This window comes from Nocardioides marmoriginsengisoli (assembly GCF_003725695.1).
Classification (GTDB): domain Bacteria; phylum Actinomycetota; class Actinomycetes; order Propionibacteriales; family Nocardioidaceae; genus Marmoricola; species Marmoricola marmoriginsengisoli.
The window spans coordinates 514,748-536,423 of the sequence record NZ_RJSE01000007.1; the positions used below are offsets into that span (position 1 = coordinate 514,748).

The following is a 21,676-nucleotide window of genomic DNA, read 5'->3' on the forward strand; positions in this document are numbered from 1 at the left end:
CCCGATGAACGACTTCCCGTGGCTGTCCGTGATGCTGTTCCTCCCGATCGTGGGAGCGCTCGTGCTGGTGGCGCTCCCGGCTCGGGTCGGGTCCGCCCTGCCCAAGCAGCTGGCGCTCGGCACCTCGCTGGTCACTCTGGTGGTCGGCATCGTGATGGCGATCCGCTACGACTCGGACTCGAGCGCGCAGTTCCAGTTCACCGAGCAGGCCGAGTGGATCAAGTCCTTCGGCGCCCACTACGCCCTGGGCGTGGACGGCGTCGGCCTGACCCTGGTGATCCTGACCGCGATCCTGGCGCCGGTGGTGATCCTGGCGTCCTGGAACGACGGCGACAACGGGCGCTGGTCGGCCAAGGCGTTCTTCGCCTGGATGCTCGCGCTGGAAGGTCTCGCGATCGGTGTCTTCGCCGCCACCGACGTCTTCCTGTTCTACGTGTTCTTCGAGGCCACCCTGATCCCGGTCTACTTCCTGATCGGCGGGTACGGCGGCGCCAACCGGGCCCGGGCCGCGGTCAAGTTCCTGCTCTACTCGCTGGCCGGCGGCCTGATCATGCTCGCGAGTGTGATCGGCCTCTACGTCGAGTCCGCCAAGAGCGACGGCGGCGCGACGTACCTGGTCACCGAGCTCGCGAAGCTCGACTTCGGCACCGACGTCGGCCGCTGGCTCTTCCTCGGCTTCTTCGTGGCGTTCGCGATCAAGGCGCCGATGTTCCCGGTGCACACCTGGCTCCCGGACACCACCGAGAACGCGACACCCGGCACCTCGGTGCTGCTGGTCAGCGTGCTCGACAAGATCGGCACCTTCGGGATGCTGCGCTTCTGCCTGGAGCTCTTCCCGGAGGCCTCGCGGTGGGCGACGCCGGCCATCGTGGTCTTCGCGGTGATCAGCATCATCTACGGCGCCTTCATGGCGATCGGCTCGGACAACATCCCGCGCCTGATCGCGTACACGTCGGTCTCGCACTTCGGCTTCATCGTGCTCGGCATCTTCGTGATGAACAGCCAGGGGCTGAGCGGCGCGAACCTGTACATGTTCAACCACGGGCTCTCCACGGCGGCGCTCTTCCTGGTCACCGGCTTCCTGATCTCGCGCCGGGGCTCGGCGCTGGTCAGCGACTACGGCGGCGTCGAGAAGGTCGCTCCGGTCCTGGCCGGCATCTTCCTGGTGGCCGGACTGTCCTCGCTCTCGCTGCCCGGCCTGTCGCCGTTCATCTCGGAGTTCCTGGTGATCGTCGGGACGTTCTCCTACAGTCACGTCGCCGGAGCCTTCGCGGTCACCGGCATCGTGCTGGCGGCGATCTACATCCTGTTCCTCTACCAGCGGACGATGACCGGGCCGACCCGCGACGAGGTCAAGGACATGAAGGACCTCGGCACCCGGGAGATCGCGGCGCTCGCGCCGGTCCTGCTGCTGATCGTGATCCTCGGCTTCTTCCCGAAGCCGTTGCTCTCGGTGATCAACCCGGCGGTCGACCACACGATGGAGCGGGTGCAGAAGCACGACCCGGCTCCTGATGTCGATCCTTCCTCGCTCCAGGAAGGGGCCCACGAGTGAAGTTCACCGCTCCGCACATCGAGTACGACCTGCTCTCGCCGATCCTGATCATCGTGGCCGTCGCAGTGCTCGGGGTCCTGGTCGAGGCGGCCGTCCCCCGTGCCCGCCGGTACGTCGTCCAGGTCGGCCTCGCGGTCGTCGGCGTCGTGGCCGCGCTGGTTGCCGCCTTCATCGTCCTCGGCCGGATCAACCCGACCTCCGACAAGCCGAAGCTCGGCTACCTGGTGGCCGAGGACGCGCTGGCGCTCGACGGTCCGACGCTCTACAGCTGGATCGTGATCCTGGTGCTCGCGCTTCTCGGCGTGCTGCTCTTCGCCGAGCGCCGCCTGGAGGGCGGGATCACCGCCTTCGCCGGCCAGGCGGCTGCGCTGCCGGGCACCGAGGGCGAGCGTCAGGCCTCCGCGAAGGGTCTCGAGCACACCGAGGTCTTCCCGCTGCTGATGTTCGCCGTGGCCGGCATGCTGGCCTTCCCGGCGGCCAACGACCTGCTCACCCTGTTCGTGGCGCTCGAGGTGCTCTCGCTGCCGCTGTACCTGCTCTGCGGACTGGCGCGTCGTCGCCGGCTGCTCAGCCAGGAGGCGGCGCTGAAGTACTTCATGCTCGGCGCTTTCAGCTCCGGGTTCTTCGTCTACGGCATCGCCCTGGTCTACGGGTACTCCGGCTCGATGTCGTTCGACAAGATCGCGTTCGCGGTCAGCAGCGGCAGCGGCAGCGAGGCGCTGCTGCTCGGCGGCATGGGCATGCTCGCGGTCGGCCTGCTCTTCAAGGTCGGCGCGGCGCCGTTCCACGCCTGGACGCCGGACGTCTACCAGGGCGCTCCGACCCCGGTCACCGCCTTCATGGCGGCCGCCACCAAGGTGGCTGCGTTCGGCGCGCTGCTCCGGCTCTTCTACGTCGCCTTCGGCGGCGCCCGCTGGGACTGGCAGCCGACCTTCTGGGCCATTGCGATCCTGACGATGGTGGTCGGCTCGGTGCTCGCACTCAGCCAGACCGACGTGAAGCGCCTGCTCGCCTACTCCTCGATCGCCCACGCCGGCTTCCTGCTCGTCGGCTTCCTCGGCGCCCGTTCGCTGAGCGAGATCAACGTCGGCGACATCAACCCGGTCCAGGCAGTGCTGTTCTACGTGACCACCTACGGCCTGACCACGATGGCGGCGTTCGCGATCGTCAGCGTCGTCCGGGACGGTTCCGGCGAGGCCACCCAGATGTCCCGCTGGGCCGGGCTCGGCAAGGAGTCGCCGCTGCTGGCCGGCTCGTTCGCCTTCCTGCTGCTCGGCATGGCCGGCATCCCGCTGACCAGCGGTTTCACCGGCAAGTGGGCCGTGTTCGCGGCGGCCCTGTCGGCGGGAGCCTGGCCGGTCGTCATCGTCGCGGTGCTGATGTCCGCGGTCGCTGCGTACTTCTACGTCCGGCTGATCGTGGTCATGTTCTTCACCGACCCGGTGGGCGACGGGCCGACCGTCACGGTGCCCAGCCTGCTGACCAGCTCGGTGATCGCGGTGGGCACCCTCGGCACCCTGGTGCTGGGCGTCGTACCGGGTCCGTTGCTCGATCTCCTCGGCCGTACTGCACAATTCATCAGGTGACCTCCTCCCTGGCCCTGCCGATCCTCGACGCCGACCTCGAGGAGCGTCTGCGTGCGCGGATGCTCGAGGTCGAGGAGGCGATGCTCGGCCACGTGGAGAGCGAGGCGCCGTTCGTCACCAAGGCGGCCCGGCACCTGATGGAGGCCGGCGGCAAGCGGTTCCGGCCGCTGCTCTGCTTCCTCGCCGCGGAGACCGGCCAGGGCGCCAACGCGGACGTCCTGACCGCGAGCTGCGTCGTCGAGCTGACCCACCTCGCGTCGCTGTACCACGACGACGTGATGGACGAGGCGGCACTGCGCCGCGGGGCCGAGTCCGCGAACGCCCGCTGGGACAACCACGTCGCGATCCTCACCGGTGACTTCCTCTTCGCCCGCTCCTCCGAGCTGACCGCGGCGCTGGGCCCGGAGGCCGTGCTGATCCAGGCGCAGACGTTCTCCCGCCTGGTCGAGGGCCAGATCCTGGAGACGCTCGGCCCCGGGCCCGAGGACGACGCCCTGGCGCACTACCTGCGCGTGGTCGCCGGCAAGACCGGCTCGCTGATCGCGACCTCGGCCCGGTACGGCGCGATGTTCGGCGGTGCCGGCGACGACGTGGTGACTGCGCTGACCGAGTACGGCGAGCGCGTCGGAGTGGCCTTCCAGCTCTCCGACGACATCCTCGACGTGGCCTCGGAGAGCGACGAGTCCGGCAAGACCCCCGGCACCGACCTCCGCGAGGGCGTGCCGACGCTGCCCTCGCTCTTCGCTCTCCGCACGACCGACGAGTCCGGCGCCCGGCTGCGCGAGCTGCTCGCCCAGCCGCTGACCGACGACGCCCTGCACGCCGAGGCGCTCGGACTGCTGCGCGCCCACCCGGCCATGGCCGAGGCGCGTGCCTACGTGGCCGCCGAGGCAGCGGCCGCCAAGAGTCTGCTGCAGGCGTTGCCGGACGGTCCGGTCCGGACTGCGCTGGAGGCGTTCGCCGACGTGGTGGCCGACCGGTCGAGCTGAGCTCGATGACCCCCGCGAACGATCGGGCGCCGGCAGCGACGGTGAGCCAGGTCGTCGTGAGCGCGGCGATCGGCGTCGCGGCCACCACTGCGGTGGCACTCGTGGACCCGCACCGTCCGGGGCACTACCCCGGCTGCCCGTTGCTCTGGGCGACCGGGCTCTACTGCCCGTTCTGCGGCGGCCTGCGCGCCGTGCACGACCTGACCCACCTGGACCTCGGCGCGGCGCTCGACCGGAACCCGCTGGTGGTGCTCGGCCTGCCGTTCGTGCTGCTGGGCTGGGCGCTGTGGGCCCAGCGCGCGTTCACCGGCCGGCGGATCGGCTCGTTCCCGCGGTGGCTGGGGTGGAGCGTTCTGGCGGTGCTCCTCGGCTACGCCGTGCTGCGCAACCTGCCCGGCTGGACGTTCCTCTCGCCGGCCTGACGCTCGCGGAGGACCTCGCCGGAGAGCACGTGCTCCCGCGCCTGGCCCGGGGTCAGTCCGTAGACGTGCCGCATCGCCCGCTCGAGGGTGCGCCGCGATCCCAGCCCGGTCGCGTGCGCGACCTCGTCGAGGTCGGGGAAGGCGCCCGGATCCGCGACCAGGTGGCCGACGGCCGCGACGACCCGGCGCCGGCGGATGTGCGCCGCCAGCCCGCCGTGCGTCGAGAACAGTCCTTGCAGCGTGCGCCGGGACAGCCGGGTCCGGGTGGCGATGCTGGCGGTGGTCAGGCCCGGGTCGGCCAGGTGCTGGTCGATGTGGGCGAGCACCCGCTCCAGGCGCTGGTCGGCGATCGACCGGTTCCGCTCCAGGGCCCAGGACGCCATCATCACGAACGCGGCGACGGTGTCGTGGTCCGAGGCGGCGTGCACCGGCCGGAGCCGGGCACGGTGCTGCGCCTCCGGGCCGTACGGCGCCAGGTCGGCGACCTGCTGGCCGTCGTCGTCAATCCAGGACGGCGTCATCGACTTGATCGCCGCCCGCATCACCTTGCGGTCGGGGCCGTCGAACCGGATCAGCCTGGTGCCGAGGGCGGGTACCCGGACCGGCAGGCCGGCGCTGTGGACCAGGTGCAGGTCGGTGGTCTCGGCCGCCACCAGCCGCCAGGTCCCGTCGCTGGGGATCGCCCAGGGGGTGCTGGCCCGGACCGGGTAGGAGCCAGCCAGCGAAGCGAGCACGATCGGCCGGCTGGCCAGGCCGAAGGTGATGCCGGTCCCGGATTCGGTCGGCAAGGCGGGCAGCGGCGTCGTACCGGGGTGCATCCGGCCGCGGAAGAGTCGTTCGGTGGTCACGGTGAGTAGGACCGCCGAACGGGCCGCAGATCACGCTGCCGGGGACCTGGACCGACAATCCGCGCCGGAACCGGCAGTCTGCGCAGCCGCTCTCGACCTGGAGGCCGTCGCGGGGTCATCATGGAGTGGGTGCCTGAGGGTGACCAAGGTCCGATGCCGGCCACGTCCAGACAGTCGCGGAAGCACCCCACGGCGTGCCGCGACTGGTGGTCCGGCGCACCATGTCGGAGACCCCCCTCAGGCACCCGCCCTCGCGCACGCATCGATCAGTCCTGCGGTGCCGGCGTCGCCCTGAGCGACCGGTCGACGTAGCTGAGCTCGACAGCGGCGTCGGTGCAGGGCAGGCACCCGGTGAGGTGGACGTCGACGAGGCGTCGCCGCCGCGCGCCCAGGGCGTCGCGGAGGTGGTGGGGGAGCAGCTCGCGCACCTGGCGGCAGCGAGGGTCGGCCGCGGTCAGGAGGTGCTCGGCCAGGTAGGCCTGCCGGAGTCCGGCGCGCGCCCGGAAGGTCAGCGAGGCGACCGCGTTGACGCCGAGGCCCAGGTGCTCGCCCGCCTCCCGGTTCGACCGCCCCTCGACGGTGGTCAGCCAGAGCGCCGCCTGCCAGCGCTCCGGCAGCTGGGCGAAGGCACGGAGGACGGCCTCGCGGTCGAACCGGCTGTCGGGATCGTCGACGACCGGGCCCAGCCGTCCGGTCGGCTCGTGGTCGGCCACCAGGTCCTCGCGACGTCCGGCACGGACCGCGTTGAGGTGGGTCGACCGGACGGTCGTGAGCAGGTAGGCCCGGAACGACGTGTCCGGGCCGAGGCCCCGCCGGAGCAGGTCGAGGACCTTGGTGAACGCCTCCGCGCAGAGGTCGTCCGCCCGCCCCGGCTCGACGAGACGCCGGGCGTACCTCAGGGCGACCTCGCGATGGCGAACGAAGAGCTCCTCGTAGGCCGCAGGATCGCCTGCGCGCACGAGCGCGATCAGTTCCAGGTCGGTGGCGGTACCGGGGTCCTTCGCATGTGTCATGGCATGGGGAATGACACTGCGGCGGGCCGCCTGGTACGGCCCTAGGAGGTGATCCGGGTCACAGCTGGATCGGTTCCGGCTCCAGCTCGTTGCGGAGCCGTCTTCGGCGGTGCCGCAGCGAGTCGACGGTGAAGAGCACCAGCGCGATCCAGACCAGCCCGAAACCGAGCCACCGCATCCTCGACATGGCCTCGTCGAGGACCACGACGCCGAGCAGGAACTGGATCACCGGGGCGAGGTACTGGAGCAGGCCCAGCGTGGTCAGCGGCACCCGGATCGCGGCGGCGCCGAAGAAGAGCAGCGGCACCGCGGTCACCACGCCGGTCAGCACCAGCAGGGTGCCGTGCCCGACGCCGTACCCGAAGAAGTGGCTGTCCCCGGTGCTGCCGAGCCAGACCAGGTAGCCGATCGCCAGCGGAGCCAGCACCAGGGTCTCGAAGGTCAGGCTCTCGACCGCCGGGACGTCGGCCTGCTTCTTCGCCAGGCCGTAGATCCCGAACGAGACCGCCAGGATCAGCGCCACCCAGGGCACCCGGCCGTACTCGAAGGTGAGCCCGACGACCGCGACCGTCGCGATCGCCACCGCCACCCACTGGAGCCGGCGGAGCCGCTCGCCGAGGAAGACCACCCCGAGCAGCACGGTGACCAGCGGGTTCATGAAGTAGCCCAGGGACGTCTCGACCACCCGGTGATGGTTGACGCCCCAGATGTAGGCGCCCCAGTTCATCGCGACCACGACCGCGGCCAGTCCGAGCAGGCTCCGCGCGCGCCGGTCGCGGGCGATGGCGACCAGCCGACCGCCGCGCCGGGTGAGGAGCACCACCAGGGTCATCGTGAGCACGGCCCAGGCGATCCGGTGGCTCAGGATCTCCAGGGCGCCGGCCGGCTTGAGCAGCGGCCAGTACAGCGGGAACAGCCCCCAGAGGAGGTACGCCGCGAACCCGGCGAGGAGTCCGCGGCGTTGCTCTGTCACACCCGGACTCTAGGGGACCGGGTGCCGCTACCTCGACCGATATTCGGGCCGCTCAGAGGACGGTCCAGGTGTCCTTGCCGTTGATCAGCCCGGCGAGGGCCGCGGCCTGGTCCTCCTGGCCCGCCGTGGCGGTGGCGACCTGCTGGCGGGCGCCGTCGTCGTACGTCGGCCGGACGACCGAGCGGAAGATTCCGATCGGTGCCTGGTGCAGCACGCCGGCGTCGGTGAGCCGGGAGAGCGCGAACGCGATCGTCGGGTCCGGGTTGTGGGCGTCGTGGACCAGCACGTTCGGGTCGTCGCCGGCGACGACCTCGACACCGCCGGAGGCGGACCGGGCGATGCCCTTGGTGCCGAGCCCGTCCTCGCCGAGCACGCCGAAGCGGATCGGCTCGCCGTGCTCGAGCGGGATGATCGCGTCGGCCTTGGTGTCGTTCTCCTTGACCGCGTCGAAGGCGCCGTCGTTGAAGATCGGGCAGTTCTGGTAGATCTCGACCAGCGAGGTGCCGCGGTGCGCCGCTGCCGCCGAGAGCACGGCGGTGAGGTGCTTGCGGTCCGAGTCGATCGTCCGGGCCACGAAGGACGCCTCGGCGCCCAGCGCGAGCGAGACCGGGTTGAACGGGTGGTCCACCGAGCCGACCGGGGTCGACTTGGTGATCTTCCCCGGCTCGGAGGTGGGGGAGTACTGGCCCTTGGTCAGGCCGTAGATCCGGTTGTTGAAGAGCAGGATCGTCATGTTCACGTTGCGGCGCATCGCGTGGATCAGGTGGTTGCCGCCGATCGAGAGAGCGTCGCCGTCGCCGGTGACCACCCAGACCGAGAGGTCCTCACGGGCGGTGGCGATGCCGGTGGCGATCGCCGGGGCGCGGCCGTGGATCGAGTGCATCCCGTAGGTGTCGAGGTAGTACGGGAACCGCGAGCTGCAGCCGATGCCGGAGATGAAGACGATGTTCTCCCGGCGCAGGCCCAGGTCGGGCAGGAAGCCCTGGACGGCGGCGAGGATCGCGTAGTCGCCGCAGCCGGGGCACCAGCGGACCTCCTGGTCCGCGGTGTACTCCTTGCGGTTCTGCGGCTCGTCCTTGGTCGGGACGCCGGCCAAGCCGGGGAACGGCAGCTCTTGCGTGGTCACTTGACCGTCTCCTTCGTGCCGGTGCCGGCATCGCTCGCGTTCACGTCGCCGGTCGTTGCGGTGATCAGGTCGGTGATCGCCTCGGCGAGCTCGGCGGCCTTGAGCGGCATGCCGTTGACCTGGTTGTAGCCGACGACGTCGACGAGGAACTTGGCCCGGATCAGCAGCGAGAGCTGACCCAGGTTCATCTCGGGGATCATCACGGCGTCGTACCGCTTGAGGATCTCGCCGAGGTCCTTGGGGAACGGGTTCAGGTGCCGCAGGTGCACCTGGGCCACGTCCAGGCCGGCCTTGCGGACCCGGCGGGCCGCCGCGCCGATGGGGCCGTACGTCGATCCCCAGCCGAGGACCAGGACCTTGGCCTTGCCCGACGGGTCCTCGACCTCGAGCGGCGGCAGCGAGTCCGCGATCCGGTCGACCTTGGCCTGACGGGTGCGGACCATGAAGTCGTGGTTGGCGGGGTCGTAGGAGATGTTGCCGTGGCCGTCGCCCTTCTCCAGGCCGCCGATCCGGTGCTCCAGCCCCGGGGTGCCCGGGATCGCCCACGGGCGCGCCAGCGTCTCCTCGTCGCGCAGGTAGGGCCAGTACTCCTCGGTGGTCTCGCCCTTCTTGTCCGTGACCGTCTTGTTGGTCGCGGAGGCGAAGTCCGGGTCGATCTTCGGGAGGCTCTCGACGTCCGGGATCGACCACGGCTCGGAGCCGTTGGCGAGGTAGCCGTCCGAGAGCAGCATCACCGGGGTGCGGTAGGTGACCGCGATCCGGGTCGCCTCGATCGCCGCGGCGAAGCAGTCGCCGGGGGACTGGGGAGCGACGATCGGGACCGGGGACTCGCCGTTGCGGCCGAACATCGCCTGCAGCAGGTCGGCCTGCTCGGTCTTGGTCGGCAGGCCCGTGGACGGACCGCCGCGCTGGACGTCGATGATCAGCAGCGGGAGCTCGGTCATCACGGCCAGGCCGATGGTCTCCGACTTCAGTGCGATGCCCGGACCGGAGGTCGTGGTGATGCCCAGCGAACCCGCGAAGCTGGCACCGAGGGCCGCGCCGATGCCGGCGATCTCGTCCTCGGCCTGGAAGGTGGTGATCCCGAACCGCTTGTGCTTGCTCAGCTCGTGCAGGATGTCGGTGGCCGGGGTGATCGGGTAGGTGCCGAGGAACACCGGCAGGCCCGACTGGACCCCGGAGGCGACCAGGCCGTAGGCCAGCGCGAGGTTGCCGGAGATGTTCCGGTAGGTGCCCGGCTCCATCTTCGCGGGCTTGATCTCGTAGGAGACGACGAAGGCCTCGGTCGTCTCGCCGAAGTTCCAGCCGGCCTTGAACGCGGTGATGTTCGCGTCCCGGATGTCGGGGACCTTGGCGAACCGGGCGGAGAGGAAGTCGATGGTGGTCTCGGTCGGCCGGCCGTACATCCAGGACAGCAGGCCGAGCGCGAACATGTTCTTCGCCCGGGCGGCGTCCTTGCGGGAGAGGCCGAACTCCTTGACCGCCTCGACGGTCATGCCGGTCAGGTCGAGGACGGAGAGGTTGTAGTCCTCGGCCAGCGAGCCGGCGCCCTCCTCCTCCAGCGGGTTGCCCTCGTAGCCGGCCTTGATCAGGTTGCGGTTCGAGAAGTCGTGGGAGTCGACGATGATCGCCGTACCGGGCTTCATGTCGTGCAGGTTCGCCTTCAGCGCGGCGGGGTTCATCGCGACCAGCACGTCCGGGGCGTCGCCCGCGGTCAGGATGTCGTGGTCGGCGAAGTGCACCTGGAACGACGAGACGCCCGGCAGCGTGCCCTGGGGCGCCCGGATCTCTGCGGGGAAGTTCGGGAAGGTCGCGAGGTCGTTGCCGAACGCCGCGGACTCCTGGGTGAACCGGTCACCCGTCAACTGCATCCCGTCACCGGAGTCACCGGCGAAACGGATGATCACACGATCGAGCTGCTGGACCTGCTTGGCCACGACAAACGCCTTCTCTTCCCTGGTGTCGCCGCACTCGCGCGGCGGCGCACGATTCCCGAACCTCGGCCACCATCGTACGCCCAAAATAGAACGTGTTCTAGGTGGTCTCGGTCCACCAAACACGATAGTCCGCCGCCGGGCAGTTAGCGGCCAATCTCAGCAGCCGAAAGCGGGAGTGACACGCGTCACCCCGAGGCGCATTTGCCATTGACCCTATGAAGTGTAGTAACTTAGTCGTTAATACTGAATAGACAATCTCTCTTGACCAAGGAGCACGCATGAGCAAGCAGCCCCGAAACCTGGGTACCCGCCGACGTTGGCTGGCAGTCGCCGGCGCCGCGACGGCAGCCGTCGTGGGACTGACGGCCTGCGGCTCCGACTCCGGTGGCGGATCCGACGAGACCATCTCGATCGTCGGCTTCGCGGTGCCCGAGGCGGCCAACAAGGCGATCGCCGCGGAGTTCAACAAGACCGACGAGGGCAAGGGCGTCCGCTTCAAGACGTCGTACGGCGCCTCGGGTGACCAGAGCCGCGCCGTCGAGGCCGGCCTGAAGGCGGACTACGTCCACCTCTCCGTCGCCACCGACGTCGACCGCCTGGTGAAGGCCGGCCTGGTCGACCCGTCCTGGAACACCGGCCCCAACAAGGGCATCGTCTCCACCTCGATCGTCGTCCTCGGTGTCCGCAAGGGCAACCCGAAGAACATCAAGGGCTGGGACGACCTGATCAAGCCCGGCGTCGAGGTCGTGACCGCCAACCCGGCCTCCTCCGGTGCCGCGCGCTGGAACGCGCTCGCTGCCTGGGGCAACATCACCCGGAACGGCGGCACCGAGGCCCAGGCCACCGACTACCTCGGCAAGCTCTTCAAGAACGTCGTCTCGCTGACCAACAGCGGCCGGGACGCGACCACCGCCTTCCTCGGCGGCACCGGTGACGTCCTGCTCGCCTACGAGAACGAGGCGATCCTCGCGGCACAGAACGGCCAGGGCTTCGACTACGTCATCCCGGACACCACCATGCTGATCGAGAACGCCGGCGCGATCCTCAAGGACTCGACCCCGGCCGCGAAGAGCTGGCTGGACTTCGTCCTCTCCCCCGAGGGGCAGAAGCAGTTCGCGCTCAAGGGCTTCCGGCCGCTCAACACGGCCGCGCCGGGCACGGTCGACCTCGCCTCGGTGGGGCTGAAGGCCTCCGACATCAAGGGCGCTGCGGACCCGGCCGACCCGTTCCCGGCCGTCAAGCACCTGCTGACGCTGGACACGGACTTCGGTGGCGGCGACTGGGGCGCGGTGAAGGACAAGCTCTTCGGTGACGGTAAGGACGGCAAGCCCGTCGGCATCGTCACGAAGGCGATCGCCGACTCCGGCAAAGCCTCCGAGTAGTCACGCAAGGGCTGACCACCCCTCATGACGACTCCTGTGCAGGAGGGCCGGCCGGTCGCCACCCGGCCGGCCCTCCTCAACCACAACCTGACTGCCTCCAGCGGCATCGGCCTGGGCATCTCGATGCTCTGGTTCAGCCTGCTGGTGCTGATCCCGCTCGCTGCCGTCATCGCCACCGCCGCGGCCGGCGGGTGGGACGAGTTCTGGCGCACGATCACGAACGAGCAGACATCCTCCGCTATCAAGCTCACCCTCAAGGCGGCAGCGCTCGTTACCCTCGTCAACATCGTCATCGGGACCGCGATCGCCTGGGTCCTGGTCCGGGACAAGTTCTGGGGCAAGGGCCTGCTCGAGCTGATCATCGACATCCCGTTCGCGCTGCCGACGATCGTCGCCGGCCTGGTGCTGCTCTCGCTGTACGGCGTCAACAGCCCACTCGGTATCGAGGTGGCCAACACCGGTGACTCGGTCTTCCTGGCGTTCCTCTTCGTGACGCTGCCGTTCATCGTGCGGATGGTGCAGCCGGTGCTCGAGGAGCTCGACGAGGACGTCGAGGAGGCAGCCGCCTCGCTCGGCGCCAGCCGGGTCACGATCTTCCGGCGGATCATCCTGCCGAGCCTGGCGCCGGCGATCGCTGCCGGCGCCGCGCTCTCGTTCGCCCGCGCGGTTGGCGAGTACGGCTCGCTGGTGCTGCTTTCGGGCAACCTGCCGTTCAAGTCCGAGGTCGCCTCGGTGCGGATCCTCAGTGCGATCGAGAACGACAACCGGGCGGGTGCTGCCTCCATCGCGACGCTGCTGCTGGTGATCTCGCTGCTGGTGATCATCGTGCTCGACGTGGTCCAGCGACGGGTGGCCCGCCGTGGCTAGCCGTCGTCAGGTCCGCAAGGGACCGTTCACCTACCTCCTGCGGCTGGCCGTGGTCACCTACCTGGTGCTCCTGGTCGCCTGGCCGGTGGTGCTCGTCGTCACCCACACCTTCGAGGGCGGCACCGCGACGCTGACCGGGATCTTCTCCGACCCGGACCTGGTGGCCGCGCTCGAGCTGAGTGCGTACGCCGCCGTGATCGCGACCGCGATCAACACCCTCTTCGGGGTGGTGGTCTCGTTGCTGCTGGTCCGCTACGAGTTCCCGGGCAAGCGGATCATGTCGGCGTTGATCGACCTGCCGCTCTCGGTCTCGCCGATCGTGGTGGGCCTGGCGCTGGTGCTGGTCTACGCCGGCCGGGACGGCTGGTTCGGGCCGACGCTGGAGGGCTGGGGCTTCCAGATCATCTTCGCGACCCCAGGCATCATCCTGGCGACCGCGTTCGTCTCGCTGCCGCTGGTCATCCGCGAGGTCGTCCCCGTCCTCCAGGAGATCGGCACCGAGCAGGAGCAGGCGGCGAGCAGCCTGGGGGCCAGCGGCTGGCAGACGTTCTGGCGAATCACCCTGCCGAGCATCAAGTGGGCGGTCGTCTACGGCGTCGTCCTCACCCTGGCCCGCTCGCTCGGTGAGTTCGGAGCGGTCAAGATCGTCTCCGGCAACTTCAGCGGCGAGACCCGGACCACGACCCTGGCGGTCGAGGAGAAGTACCTGAACTTCGACCAGCAGGGGGCCTACGCGCTCTCGTTCCTGCTGGCCAGCGTCTCGGTCCTCTCCATCATCATCGTCTTCGGCCTACGGGCCCGCGGTGCCCGGGTGAACGAGACCCGCTCGCACTCCGGTGCCCCCGTCGCCGAACTTGCTCCGTCGGAAGGAAGAACCTCATGAGCATCGAGGTCAAGAACATCAACAAGCGCTTCGGCAACTTCGTCGCGCTGGAGAACGTCAACGTCTCCATCCCCACCGGTCAGCTGACCGCACTGCTCGGCCCGAGCGGAGGCGGCAAGACCACGTTGCTGCGGATCATCGCCGGACTCGACACGGCCGACGAGGGCTCGGTGGAGATCGAGGGCGTCGACGCCACCAAGCTGCCGGTGCAGAAGCGCAACGTCGGCTTCGTCTTCCAGCACTACGCGGCCTTCAAGCACATGAGCGTGGCGAAGAACGTCGCGTTCGGCCTGGAGATCCGCAAGCAGCCCAAGGAGGAGATCCGCAGGCGCGTCGACGAGCTCCTCGAGCTGGTGCACCTCTCCCAGTTCGCGAACCGGTTGCCGGCCCAGCTCTCCGGTGGTCAGCGGCAGCGGATGGCGCTGGCCCGGGCGCTCGCCGTCGAGCCGACCGTGCTGCTGCTGGACGAGCCGTTCGGTGCGCTGGACGCGAAGGTCCGCAAGGAGCTGCGCGAGTGGTTGCGCCGGCTGCACGACGAGGTGCACGTGACCACCGTCTTCGTGACGCACGACCAGGAGGAGGCACTGGAGGTCTCCGACGAGATCGTGGTGATCAACGAGGGCCGGGTCGAGCAGGTCGGGTCCCCGGACGCCCTGTACGACGAGCCGGCGAACGACTTCGTGATGAGCTTCCTCGGGCCCACGACGGTGCTCGACGGCAAGCTGTACCGGCCGCACGACATCGAGGTCTTCACCCACCCCGGGATCGAGGGTTCGCTGCCCGCCCGGATCGTGCGCGAGCTCCGGGTCGGGTTCGAGGTGCGGCTCACCGTCGAGCTGCTGGACGCCGCACACGAGGAGATCGTCGTGACGGTCACCCGGGCGCACCAGCGGTCGATGGGACTTCGCGAGGGCATCGACGTCTGGCTCTCGCCGACCCACGCCGCCGCGGCGGTGCCGGTGGGCGGACTCAACTGAGCGACTCGACGCGGACCTTCAACGCGTCCGCGTGCCGCTGGAACCCCTCCCGGACCCGCTCGGGTCCGGCGAGGGCGACCAGCGGGCCGGCGAACTCCTCGACCGTGTCGTAGATCGTCGGTCCGCCCGGCTCCTGGCTGAGCCGCTGCAACCGCCGGCCCTTGACCAGGCCGAGCTTCGCCGGCAGGCCCTCGTAGACGTAGCCGAGGGTGGCCCGCCGGATCTCGCCGTCCTGGGCGGGCGGCTCGACGATGCTGATCCGCTCGGGCGAGGTCTGGGTCCGGCCGTTGGACCAGCGCACGTAGAGCTTGATCGGGTCGCCGACCTTCGGCGGGGACGGGCAGTCGGCGCGGTAGCAGAAGGGGTTCCACTCGCCGTACGCCGCGATGTCCGTCATCACCGCCCAGACCGCGTCCAGGGGTGCATTGATGGCGACCGTTGCCGCAGGGCGTGCTTCAGGCATTCGCTCATTATGCCGACAAGGTGACGTCGCTCGGGCGGCCTCCCGATAACTTCGGTTCTATAGAAGAACCGATGATTACTCGCGGGTATCCGGATTTTCACGAAACCGCCCCTCGTGAAATAGGGAGGGTGCCGCGAAACGCTCCGGGACCCGTCGTCGGCGTCAGGCCGCGCCACGGCTGGACATTCCGAACCTCGGGGGTCTCGGGATTTGCGATACCCGTATGGTCAAGAATGTCTCTGATGACCGATGCGAGCGAGGCGGCAGGCGTGGACGTGACCCCGGGGGATGCACCTTCCGTCGTGCTCCCCGGCTACTACTCCGCTCGTGATCCGTCCCGGGCGCTGGCCGTCGGCCCGCACGGACTTCCGCGCGAGCACGTCGCCCAGGTGCAACGCGAACGGCTGATCGACGCGTTCGTCCAGGTCGTTGCCGAGCGCGGCTACGAGTCCGCCGGCGTCAAGGCGATCTGCAAGCGCGCCGGGGTCGCCTACACGACCTTCTACGACCAGTTCGAGTCGAAGGACCAGCTCTTCCTGGCGGCGTACGACGCTGGCATCGCCGCGCTGTTCACAGCCGCCCGCGATGCGGCGATGGCGGCGGACCGCACCAGCGCGAAGGCGACGGTGCTCGCCGCGATCGGCACCATCCTGCAGGCGCTTGCCGACAACCCGCGCTTCGCCCGGTTCTTCGCGATCGAGATCCACAAGGCCGGGCCGGAGGCGCAGGAGCGGGTCGACGAGACGTTCGAGAAGGCGTTCCGGCTGTACGCGATCTCCGGTCTCTCCGCGCCGATCCGGATGTCGCTCGAGGACGCCGGGCCGCTGGTGATCGGCGGCGCGTACACGCGGATCTACTTCTACATCCGCAACGGCAGGACCGCGGAGCTGCCCGACCTGCTCGAGGTGCTGGCCTCGTTCGTGGTCTTCGACTTCTGAGCTCAGCGCGGCGGCCGCAGGTTGATGCTGCTGGTGCCGGCGCCGAGCATCACGGCCTCGCTGAACTTCATCAGTGACGGCAGCAGCCGGGGCAGCTCGGCGGTGCGGCCGATCCGCACGTACCGGGAGAGGTGCGCGTAGATCCCGCCGACCAGGAGCGGGACCATCTCCGGGTCGGGCGCCACCAGTCCGCTGTCCGGCTCGACGTCGGTGAAGAGCTCGAACGCGGCGTCCAGCGCGCCTTCCACCCGCTCGTGCGCCTCCTGCCCGGCCTTGTGGATCTCGACCAGGAAGAAGGTCGCGAAAGCCGGGTTCTCGGCGAGCGTCTCGAGCAGGGCCAGGATGCCGACCTCGATCCGGTCGCGGTTGTCGGTGCCGTCCGGCGGGGTGCTGTACGCGGCGCTGACCGCCACGAAGAGATCGGCGACCCCGGCGTCGTACGCGGCGAAGACGAGTTCGTTCTTGGAGTGGAAGTGCTCGTAGAAGGTGGCCAGCCCGACACCCGCCCGGCTGCAGATCGCCTTGATGCCGGCGTTCTCGAAACCGTCCTCGCTGACGACCTGGACCACCGCGTCCCGGAGCCGGTCCTTCTGGAGCTCGACGATCTCCTCGCGGGTGTATCCGTGGCCGACCGGGGTCAGGGAGCGATCCGCGTCGCGCGCGTCCCGCGCCCCCGGGAGAACGACCTTCGTACTCGGATTCATTTGCCCTGACCTGTTCGGAATTGACCGTTGTGTAACAACGATTATCTAAATGCAACCTACCTGCCAGTACTGGTTGACAGGGTTGAAAAACCTGCGTTACATGACTGACCAAGCAGATGCTTGCTGGCTTTGTCTCGGACGGCACCCACCGGAGGCAGCAGCTTCTTTCGACTCACCCGAAGGAACCCTTCCATGCATCTTTGGCATTCTCGACCCGCGCATCGCCGACGCGTCAACGGGTCACGTAGATCCCTGATCGCCATCTTCGCGCTCATCGCCTCGGCCCTGTCGGTCGGCGCGGTGGTCCCGCTGGTGGCCAACGCCGCCGGGCCGCAGGCCTTCGGCATGAGCATGGTCCCGGAGACCGGCCGCTTCATGATCTCCGGCAACGAGCCGGGTGCCCCACTGGGTGACCCGACCTCGGTCAGCGGCTCCTACGACCCGTCGACCGGTGAGTTGTCCAACGTCAGCTTTGCCACCCCTGAGGTGCACATCGTCCAGCACGTCACCGTGCCGCAGGAGCTCGACGTCTTCATCGACCAGCAGCTGATCCCGCTGGCGCCCGGTACCGGTCACCTCGACGAGAACGGCGACATGACGCTCGACCTCACGTTCAAGCTGCACGTGAAGATCAAGGCGAGCATTGCGACCGGCGACTGCTGGTCGGAGCCGATCAACGTCCAGCTCAAGTCGACGGCGCCGTACAACACGGACACCGACCAGGTGAACCTCAAGGCCGAGGGATTCAACATCCCGAATCTCCAGACCACCTCCACCTGCGCGTCGATCATCACGAACAACGCCGGCGCCCAGTTCGCCGGGTCCAACAACCGCCTGGAGCTGACCCTGCAGGGAGATCTCACGGCGGCGCTGAACGAGTCGACCACCACCCTGGCCCTGTCGAACCCCGGTCCGGTCACCCAGGGCACGTCGACCACGATGACGGCCACCGTTGCTCCGGCCGAGGCGACCGGTTCGGTGGACTTCTACACCGGTGAGTCGTACCTCGGTAGCTCGCCGATCAACGCCAGCGGCGTGGCGACGCTCGCGAAGGCGCTTCCTTCGGGCACGCACCAGATCACCGCGAGGTACTCGGGCAATGCCACGTACGCCGGCAGCTCCTCGGACCCGATCGAGTTCGTGGTCCAGGCGAAGCCTGACTTCGGCGTCGGGTTCCCGCCGATCCTGGTCCCCGGTGCCGCAGCGCAGGAGTTCGACCTGACCGTGACCAACCCGTCCGACGGCGTGCCCGCGAATCTGCGGGTCGACTTCAGCATCGCGCAGGCTCCCGGGGACTCTGCGGTAGGCGGACTGAACGTCACACCGTCCAACCTCTCCATGGAGTACCAGGACGGCAACGGCGACTGGGTCCCGGTCGGTCTCACGCAGGGCGCCACCACCTTCTCGGCGATGACGGCCTCGTACGGCACGCTGAACGGCTTCGCCCTGGCACCCGGAGAGACCCGCGAGGTTCCGTTCCGGATGGCGGTTGCCGTCGGGACGCCGAAGCGAACGCTGACCACCACGGCCAGCCTCAAGCAGGTGAACCCGGAGACGGGTGCTCCGGTCGGCGCCAACGTCGCCCAGATCATCGGCACCTCGATCATCCCGTCGGGTACCCGGGTCGACCCCGGTGCGGTGACGCTGAGCCCGCTGGGCGGCGGCGTCAACCCGGGTGACCAGGTCACGCGCGGCTACTACCTCGCCGTCAAGGGCCTGATCGCACCGGCTGCCAACGTCGCAGGTCAGCCGGTCAACCCGGCCCCGGTGGGTGTGGGTGAGCTGCTCGTCGACGGGGTTCCGACTCCGACCGTGTCGATGCAGGAGGGTGTCGAGCCGAGCGGGCTTCGTGTTCCGATCGTCACCGGTACCGGCATCACGCCCGGCTCGGGCGGGTTCGTGCGAGAGTTCCTCGACACCAAGAACCTGACCGCGGGGACGCACACGGTGCAGCTGCGCTACTTCGGTGACAGCAACTACAAGGATGCCTTCTCCAACGTGGTGACGTTCACCGTCACTCCCGCGTGGGGCAAGCTCTACACCTGCACCTTCGCTCCGCTCGCGGGCGGTGTCTACAAGGTGCCGGCGATGGTCAACGGAATCGCGACCCTGCCCAGCGCGGTGGCCTCCGGCACGACGGTCTCGTTCGCGGACGCTGAGATCAAGCTCGGCGACTCGCCGTTCCCGGCGGCGTCCAGCCAGCAGGTGCTCGGCCCGCAGATTCGGGACATCACCGCGACGCTCGCGCCTGGTGGCACGGCGTCAAAGATCGGTGGCTCGACGGTCACCCAGCCGAGCGCGACCCAGAACGACGTCCGGTTCGGCTTCACGGGCATGACCGGAAACGCTCTGATCGTCGGTGAGCCGGGTGATCGGGTGGACGTCACCATCGAGCGGCTCGACTTCCGGACCGGCGGGTTCGCCATCCCCGGCTTCTGCGAGTCGACCGGTGACCCGGCACGCCTCGGGTCCGTGATCGTTGCGGGCACGAAGCTGGTGGTGACCCCGGGCGGCATCTCCAGGGTCGGTGACCAGGTCACGCTGGCCGTGAACGTCGGGCCGGCAACCGGTGGCCAGGTCGAGTTCTTCGACGGCGAGGACAGCCTCGGCGTCGTACCGGTGACGGCCGGCAAGGCCGTGCTCGTCACCGGCGACCTCGCTGGCGGGACGCACCAGCTGGTGGCGCGGCACTCGGGTGGATCGGTGAACATCAACGGGGTCAACGTCTCCGTCGGTGCGAACTACTCCAACACCGTGGAGAAGCTGATCCAGTCCGCCACGACGACGTCGACCGCGGCCACGAACGCTCAGTTCCTGACCGGGCCGGCAACGTTGAAGGCCGTTGTCGAAACCAGCCCTGCCAGCAGCACCGCGCCGACCGGCAACGTGCAGTTCAAGGTGGACGGGAACCCGGTCGGGTCCCCGGTCGCCCTGAGAGACGGACAGGCGCAGCTGGTCTCGACGTTCCCTGCGGGTGCGCACACCGTCACGGCGTCGTACATCGGCACGGACGCCTTCGCGGCGAGCGACTCCGCGCCGACGACGTTCACGATCGGCAAGTTCGTGACGTCGATGGGAGTGGCACCGGTCGAGGGCAGCAACGTGGGCCTGTACTTCAGGTCGACGGCGTTCAAGGCGACGCTGACCAGCCCGGCCGGTCCGGTCGCTGGGAAGACAGTGTCGTTCAAGGTCGGTCCGAACCCCGCGTGCTCCGCGGTGACCGACGCTTCCGGCGTGGCCATCTGCACGGGTCAGGTTCCGTCCCTGACGGCGACTCTGAAGAAGGCGTACACGGCGACCTTCGCCGGTGACGCGACGGCGACGGCGTCGTCGGGAACGGCGGCGCTCGTGCGCTAGCCGGTAGGACCTGATTCCACGCCGGCTTGGGAGAGCCGATCCAGACGTGGAAGCAGCAGACAAGTGCGCATCGCGGTGAACCCCCCGACCCGCGATGCGCACTTGTGTCCCACCCCGACATCGGAAGGTCTGTCCCACCCATGTGCGAGTGCCTCAACGACGTCGTCGAGATCGCGGTCTGCGTCCAGACCGGCGCCCTCACCGACGACGACGCGGCCCTGGAGCTCGGCGCCGTCGCGTTGTGGGCGAACCATCACCGGCTGATCGACCTGGCGATGGCCCGGACGGCGCCGGTGCACTACGCCGTCGCCCTGATGAACGTCCCGCGCGGGGGAGCGGCCGCGCACTGGCTGGTGGCCGACCTCGCCCGCATCATCGACGTGGAGGAACGGTGCGGGCTCAATCCCGCCTGGCGTGCCTACGCTGCCCTGTGGCTCGCACACATGGCCGCTGCCGTCAGCCGGAGCACGCCCGACCCGTCGTCGGCCGAGCGCGCGCTGGCGTCCGCCCGCAAGCACGTGGACAACGTGGGCGGGGTCTGTGCCGACTCGCTGCAGGCGCCGCCGACGGTCGCCGAGCTGGAGCAGGACCCGTACGCCTGGGTGCGCTGCGAAGGCCCTCCGGCGACCCTCCCCAGCGCCGCCGAGCTCGCCGCGGGGACTGCGGCCGTCGTACCGGATCCGGCGGTCGTCGACCTGTCCCCGGTGGTCCTGGGCCTGCGCACGATCAACTCCGACGACTGGCGGACCTGGTCGACGGCCGCGCTCGTCCGGCGGTTGCACGAGGGCTGAGGAGCACTACTTCGGTCGCTCGCCAGGGCACGGAGCTATTCGAGCTCGGCGCGTATCGCCGCCACAGCCGTCGGCAGGTCGGACATGACCGTCTCCTTGATCCGGGTGAGGCTCGTCGCGCCGTACCCGTGTGCAATCCGGTGGCGAAGGCCGCGCATGTCGGGCCAGGTGTCGGGGAACAGGCGATCTGCCACCTCGTCCGGCAATCGGGTCAAGGTCTCCAAGCCTGCGAAGAGGCGCATCGACATCGCGTCGATCACTAGCCGTTGGGGCGTGCCGTCGAGCAGGGCGTACTCGGTGGCCGCATCGAAGTGTCCGAGCGCCTCGTTGAGCACCTCCTCGACAGTCCTGCTCACAGCGGCACCGCCTCCCGGAGAACTCGATCCTCGAAATCTGGCCGGAGGTCGTCCTTCGGCACGATGTCGACAGGTATACCGAGGACGTCCGACAGCAACCGCTCCAGTCGCGCGACCCTGAGGAGGCCGACGGTCGGTGGCAGGTCGATCAGCAGGTCGATGTCGGACCCGTCCCGGTCCTCTCCCGTTGCGACCGACCCGAACACCCGGGGGCGGGAACCGCCTGCCTGGGTGACGAGCTGGATCACCTGGGCTCGGTTCCTGCGCAGCGCCATCGCCCTCGGGCCGGTGCCGTGGAAGCGGAGCAGTCGCGAGACCTCGGGCTGGCTGCGTCCGATCTCGTGGGCGATCTGCGCCTGCGTCAGTCCCGCAGCATGGGCTTCGCGAACGGCGATCACGAGATCACGACGCGCTCGTGCGACCGCAGCGTCGGTGCGGCGAGCGATCTGGGCGAGTGCGGACACGTCAATATAGTAAGTGTTATATCGAGGAAGAACTATCCTCGAATC

At 69.2% G+C, this 21,676-nt stretch carries 20 protein-coding genes; 11 read left to right on the top strand and 9 right to left on the bottom strand.

Annotated features, from left to right (window positions below; translation table 11 throughout):
- The first annotated feature begins 4 nt into the window (after positions 1-4).
- From EFK50_RS11045 to EFK50_RS11060, 4 genes are read left to right on the top strand one after another with little or no spacing between them, the layout of a single operon-like run.
- Entirely contained in the window at positions 5-1,555 is a 1,551-nt protein-coding gene (locus EFK50_RS11045; RefSeq protein WP_123227605.1) for an NADH-quinone oxidoreductase subunit M, read from the top strand.
- Positions 1,552-3,141 (top strand): NADH-quinone oxidoreductase subunit NuoN, encoded by a 1,590-nt coding sequence (gene nuoN, locus EFK50_RS11050; protein ID WP_123227606.1) that lies wholly within the window; start codon positions 1,552-1,554, stop codon positions 3,139-3,141. The genes EFK50_RS11045 and nuoN overlap by 4 nt, the downstream gene beginning before the upstream one ends.
- Before the next feature lie 59 nt (positions 3,142-3,200).
- The gene (locus EFK50_RS11055) at positions 3,201-4,130 is read left to right on the top strand and encodes a polyprenyl synthetase family protein (protein WP_123228632.1); all 930 of its coding nucleotides are present in this window, start codon (positions 3,201-3,203) and stop codon (positions 4,128-4,130) included.
- 5 nt (positions 4,131-4,135) lie between these two features.
- Positions 4,136-4,552, top strand: a complete 417-nt coding sequence (locus EFK50_RS11060) for a DUF2752 domain-containing protein (protein WP_123227607.1) — start codon at positions 4,136-4,138, stop codon at positions 4,550-4,552.
- Here the strand turns inward: EFK50_RS11060 and EFK50_RS11065 are convergent.
- The 5 genes from EFK50_RS11065 to EFK50_RS11085 form a co-directional block, all read right to left on the bottom strand.
- Complete coding sequence (locus EFK50_RS11065; protein ID WP_123227608.1) at positions 4,501-5,400, bottom strand: helix-turn-helix domain-containing protein; 900 nt, start codon at positions 5,398-5,400, stop codon at positions 4,501-4,503. The genes EFK50_RS11060 and EFK50_RS11065 overlap by 52 nt on opposite strands.
- A 266-nt stretch (positions 5,401-5,666) precedes the next feature.
- Positions 5,667-6,413 carry a sigma-70 family RNA polymerase sigma factor gene (locus EFK50_RS11070; protein ID WP_123227609.1) on the bottom strand — a complete coding sequence of 249 codons (747 nt, stop codon included), beginning with the start codon at positions 6,411-6,413 and terminating at the stop codon, positions 5,667-5,669.
- 58 nt (positions 6,414-6,471) lie between these two features.
- Entirely contained in the window at positions 6,472-7,386 is a 915-nt protein-coding gene (gene rarD / locus EFK50_RS11075) for an EamA family transporter RarD (RefSeq protein WP_123227610.1), read from the bottom strand.
- Between the two features lie 52 nt (positions 7,387-7,438).
- On the bottom strand, positions 7,439-8,512 hold the full coding sequence (locus EFK50_RS11080) for a 2-oxoacid:ferredoxin oxidoreductase subunit beta (protein WP_123227611.1): 1,074 nt from the start codon (positions 8,510-8,512) through the stop codon (positions 7,439-7,441).
- The gene (locus EFK50_RS11085) at positions 8,509-10,449 is read right to left on the bottom strand and encodes a 2-oxoacid:acceptor oxidoreductase subunit alpha (protein ID WP_123227612.1); all 1,941 of its coding nucleotides are present in this window, start codon (positions 10,447-10,449) and stop codon (positions 8,509-8,511) included. The genes EFK50_RS11080 and EFK50_RS11085 overlap by 4 nt, the downstream gene beginning before the upstream one ends.
- 278 nt (positions 10,450-10,727) lie before the next feature.
- Between EFK50_RS11085 and EFK50_RS11090 the strand changes: the two genes are divergently transcribed.
- The 4 genes from EFK50_RS11090 to EFK50_RS11105 are packed head-to-tail and all read left to right on the top strand — an operon-like array spanning position 10,728 to position 14,558.
- Positions 10,728-11,831: a sulfate ABC transporter substrate-binding protein gene (locus EFK50_RS11090; RefSeq protein WP_123227613.1), complete on the top strand. Its 1,104-nt coding sequence runs from the start codon at positions 10,728-10,730 to the stop codon at positions 11,829-11,831.
- A gap of 24 nt (positions 11,832-11,855) precedes the next feature.
- Positions 11,856-12,698, top strand: coding sequence for a sulfate ABC transporter permease subunit CysT (gene cysT, locus EFK50_RS11095; protein WP_123227614.1), 843 nt, complete (start codon positions 11,856-11,858; stop codon positions 12,696-12,698).
- On the top strand, positions 12,691-13,581 hold the full coding sequence (locus EFK50_RS11100) for a sulfate ABC transporter permease (protein ID WP_123227615.1): 891 nt from the start codon (positions 12,691-12,693) through the stop codon (positions 13,579-13,581). Before cysT ends, EFK50_RS11100 begins: the two co-directional genes overlap by 8 nt.
- The gene (locus tag EFK50_RS11105; RefSeq protein WP_123227616.1) at positions 13,578-14,558 is read left to right on the top strand and encodes a sulfate/molybdate ABC transporter ATP-binding protein; all 981 of its coding nucleotides are present in this window, start codon (positions 13,578-13,580) and stop codon (positions 14,556-14,558) included. The genes EFK50_RS11100 and EFK50_RS11105 overlap by 4 nt, the downstream gene beginning before the upstream one ends.
- On the opposite strand, the gene EFK50_RS11110 is transcribed toward EFK50_RS11105, so the two are convergent.
- Positions 14,551-15,021 carry an SRPBCC domain-containing protein gene (locus EFK50_RS11110; protein ID WP_123227617.1) on the bottom strand — a complete coding sequence of 157 codons (471 nt, stop codon included), beginning with the start codon at positions 15,019-15,021 and terminating at the stop codon, positions 14,551-14,553. The two genes, EFK50_RS11105 and EFK50_RS11110, sit on opposite strands and share 8 nt — an antisense overlap.
- Before the next feature lie 242 nt (positions 15,022-15,263).
- On the opposite strand from EFK50_RS11110, the gene EFK50_RS11115 reads away from it, so the two are divergent.
- On the top strand, positions 15,264-15,959 hold the full coding sequence (locus EFK50_RS11115) for a TetR/AcrR family transcriptional regulator (RefSeq protein WP_183407768.1): 696 nt from the start codon (positions 15,264-15,266) through the stop codon (positions 15,957-15,959).
- Between the two features lie 2 nt (positions 15,960-15,961).
- Here EFK50_RS11115 and EFK50_RS11120 read toward each other — a convergent pair whose 3' ends face one another.
- Positions 15,962-16,663: a TetR/AcrR family transcriptional regulator gene (locus EFK50_RS11120; protein ID WP_123227619.1), complete on the bottom strand. Its 702-nt coding sequence runs from the start codon at positions 16,661-16,663 to the stop codon at positions 15,962-15,964.
- 192 nt (positions 16,664-16,855) lie between these two features.
- Here EFK50_RS11120 and EFK50_RS11125 point away from each other — a divergent pair, with 192 nt between their 5' ends.
- Positions 16,856-20,020, top strand: coding sequence for an Ig-like domain-containing protein (locus tag EFK50_RS11125; RefSeq protein ID WP_123227620.1), 3,165 nt, complete (start codon positions 16,856-16,858; stop codon positions 20,018-20,020).
- 140 nt (positions 20,021-20,160) lie between these two features.
- The gene (locus tag EFK50_RS11130) at positions 20,161-20,811 is read left to right on the top strand and encodes a hypothetical protein (protein WP_123227621.1); all 651 of its coding nucleotides are present in this window, start codon (positions 20,161-20,163) and stop codon (positions 20,809-20,811) included.
- A gap of 35 nt (positions 20,812-20,846) precedes the next feature.
- Here EFK50_RS11130 and EFK50_RS11135 read toward each other — a convergent pair whose 3' ends face one another.
- Positions 20,847-21,167 carry a HepT-like ribonuclease domain-containing protein gene (locus EFK50_RS11135; protein ID WP_123227622.1) on the bottom strand — a complete coding sequence of 107 codons (321 nt, stop codon included), beginning with the start codon at positions 21,165-21,167 and terminating at the stop codon, positions 20,847-20,849.
- A complete protein-coding gene (locus tag EFK50_RS11140; protein WP_221177355.1) occupies positions 21,164-21,631 on the bottom strand; it encodes a nucleotidyltransferase family protein in 468 nt (155 codons plus the stop codon). Before EFK50_RS11140 ends, EFK50_RS11135 begins: the two co-directional genes overlap by 4 nt.
- Positions 21,632-21,676 lie beyond the last annotated feature (45 nt).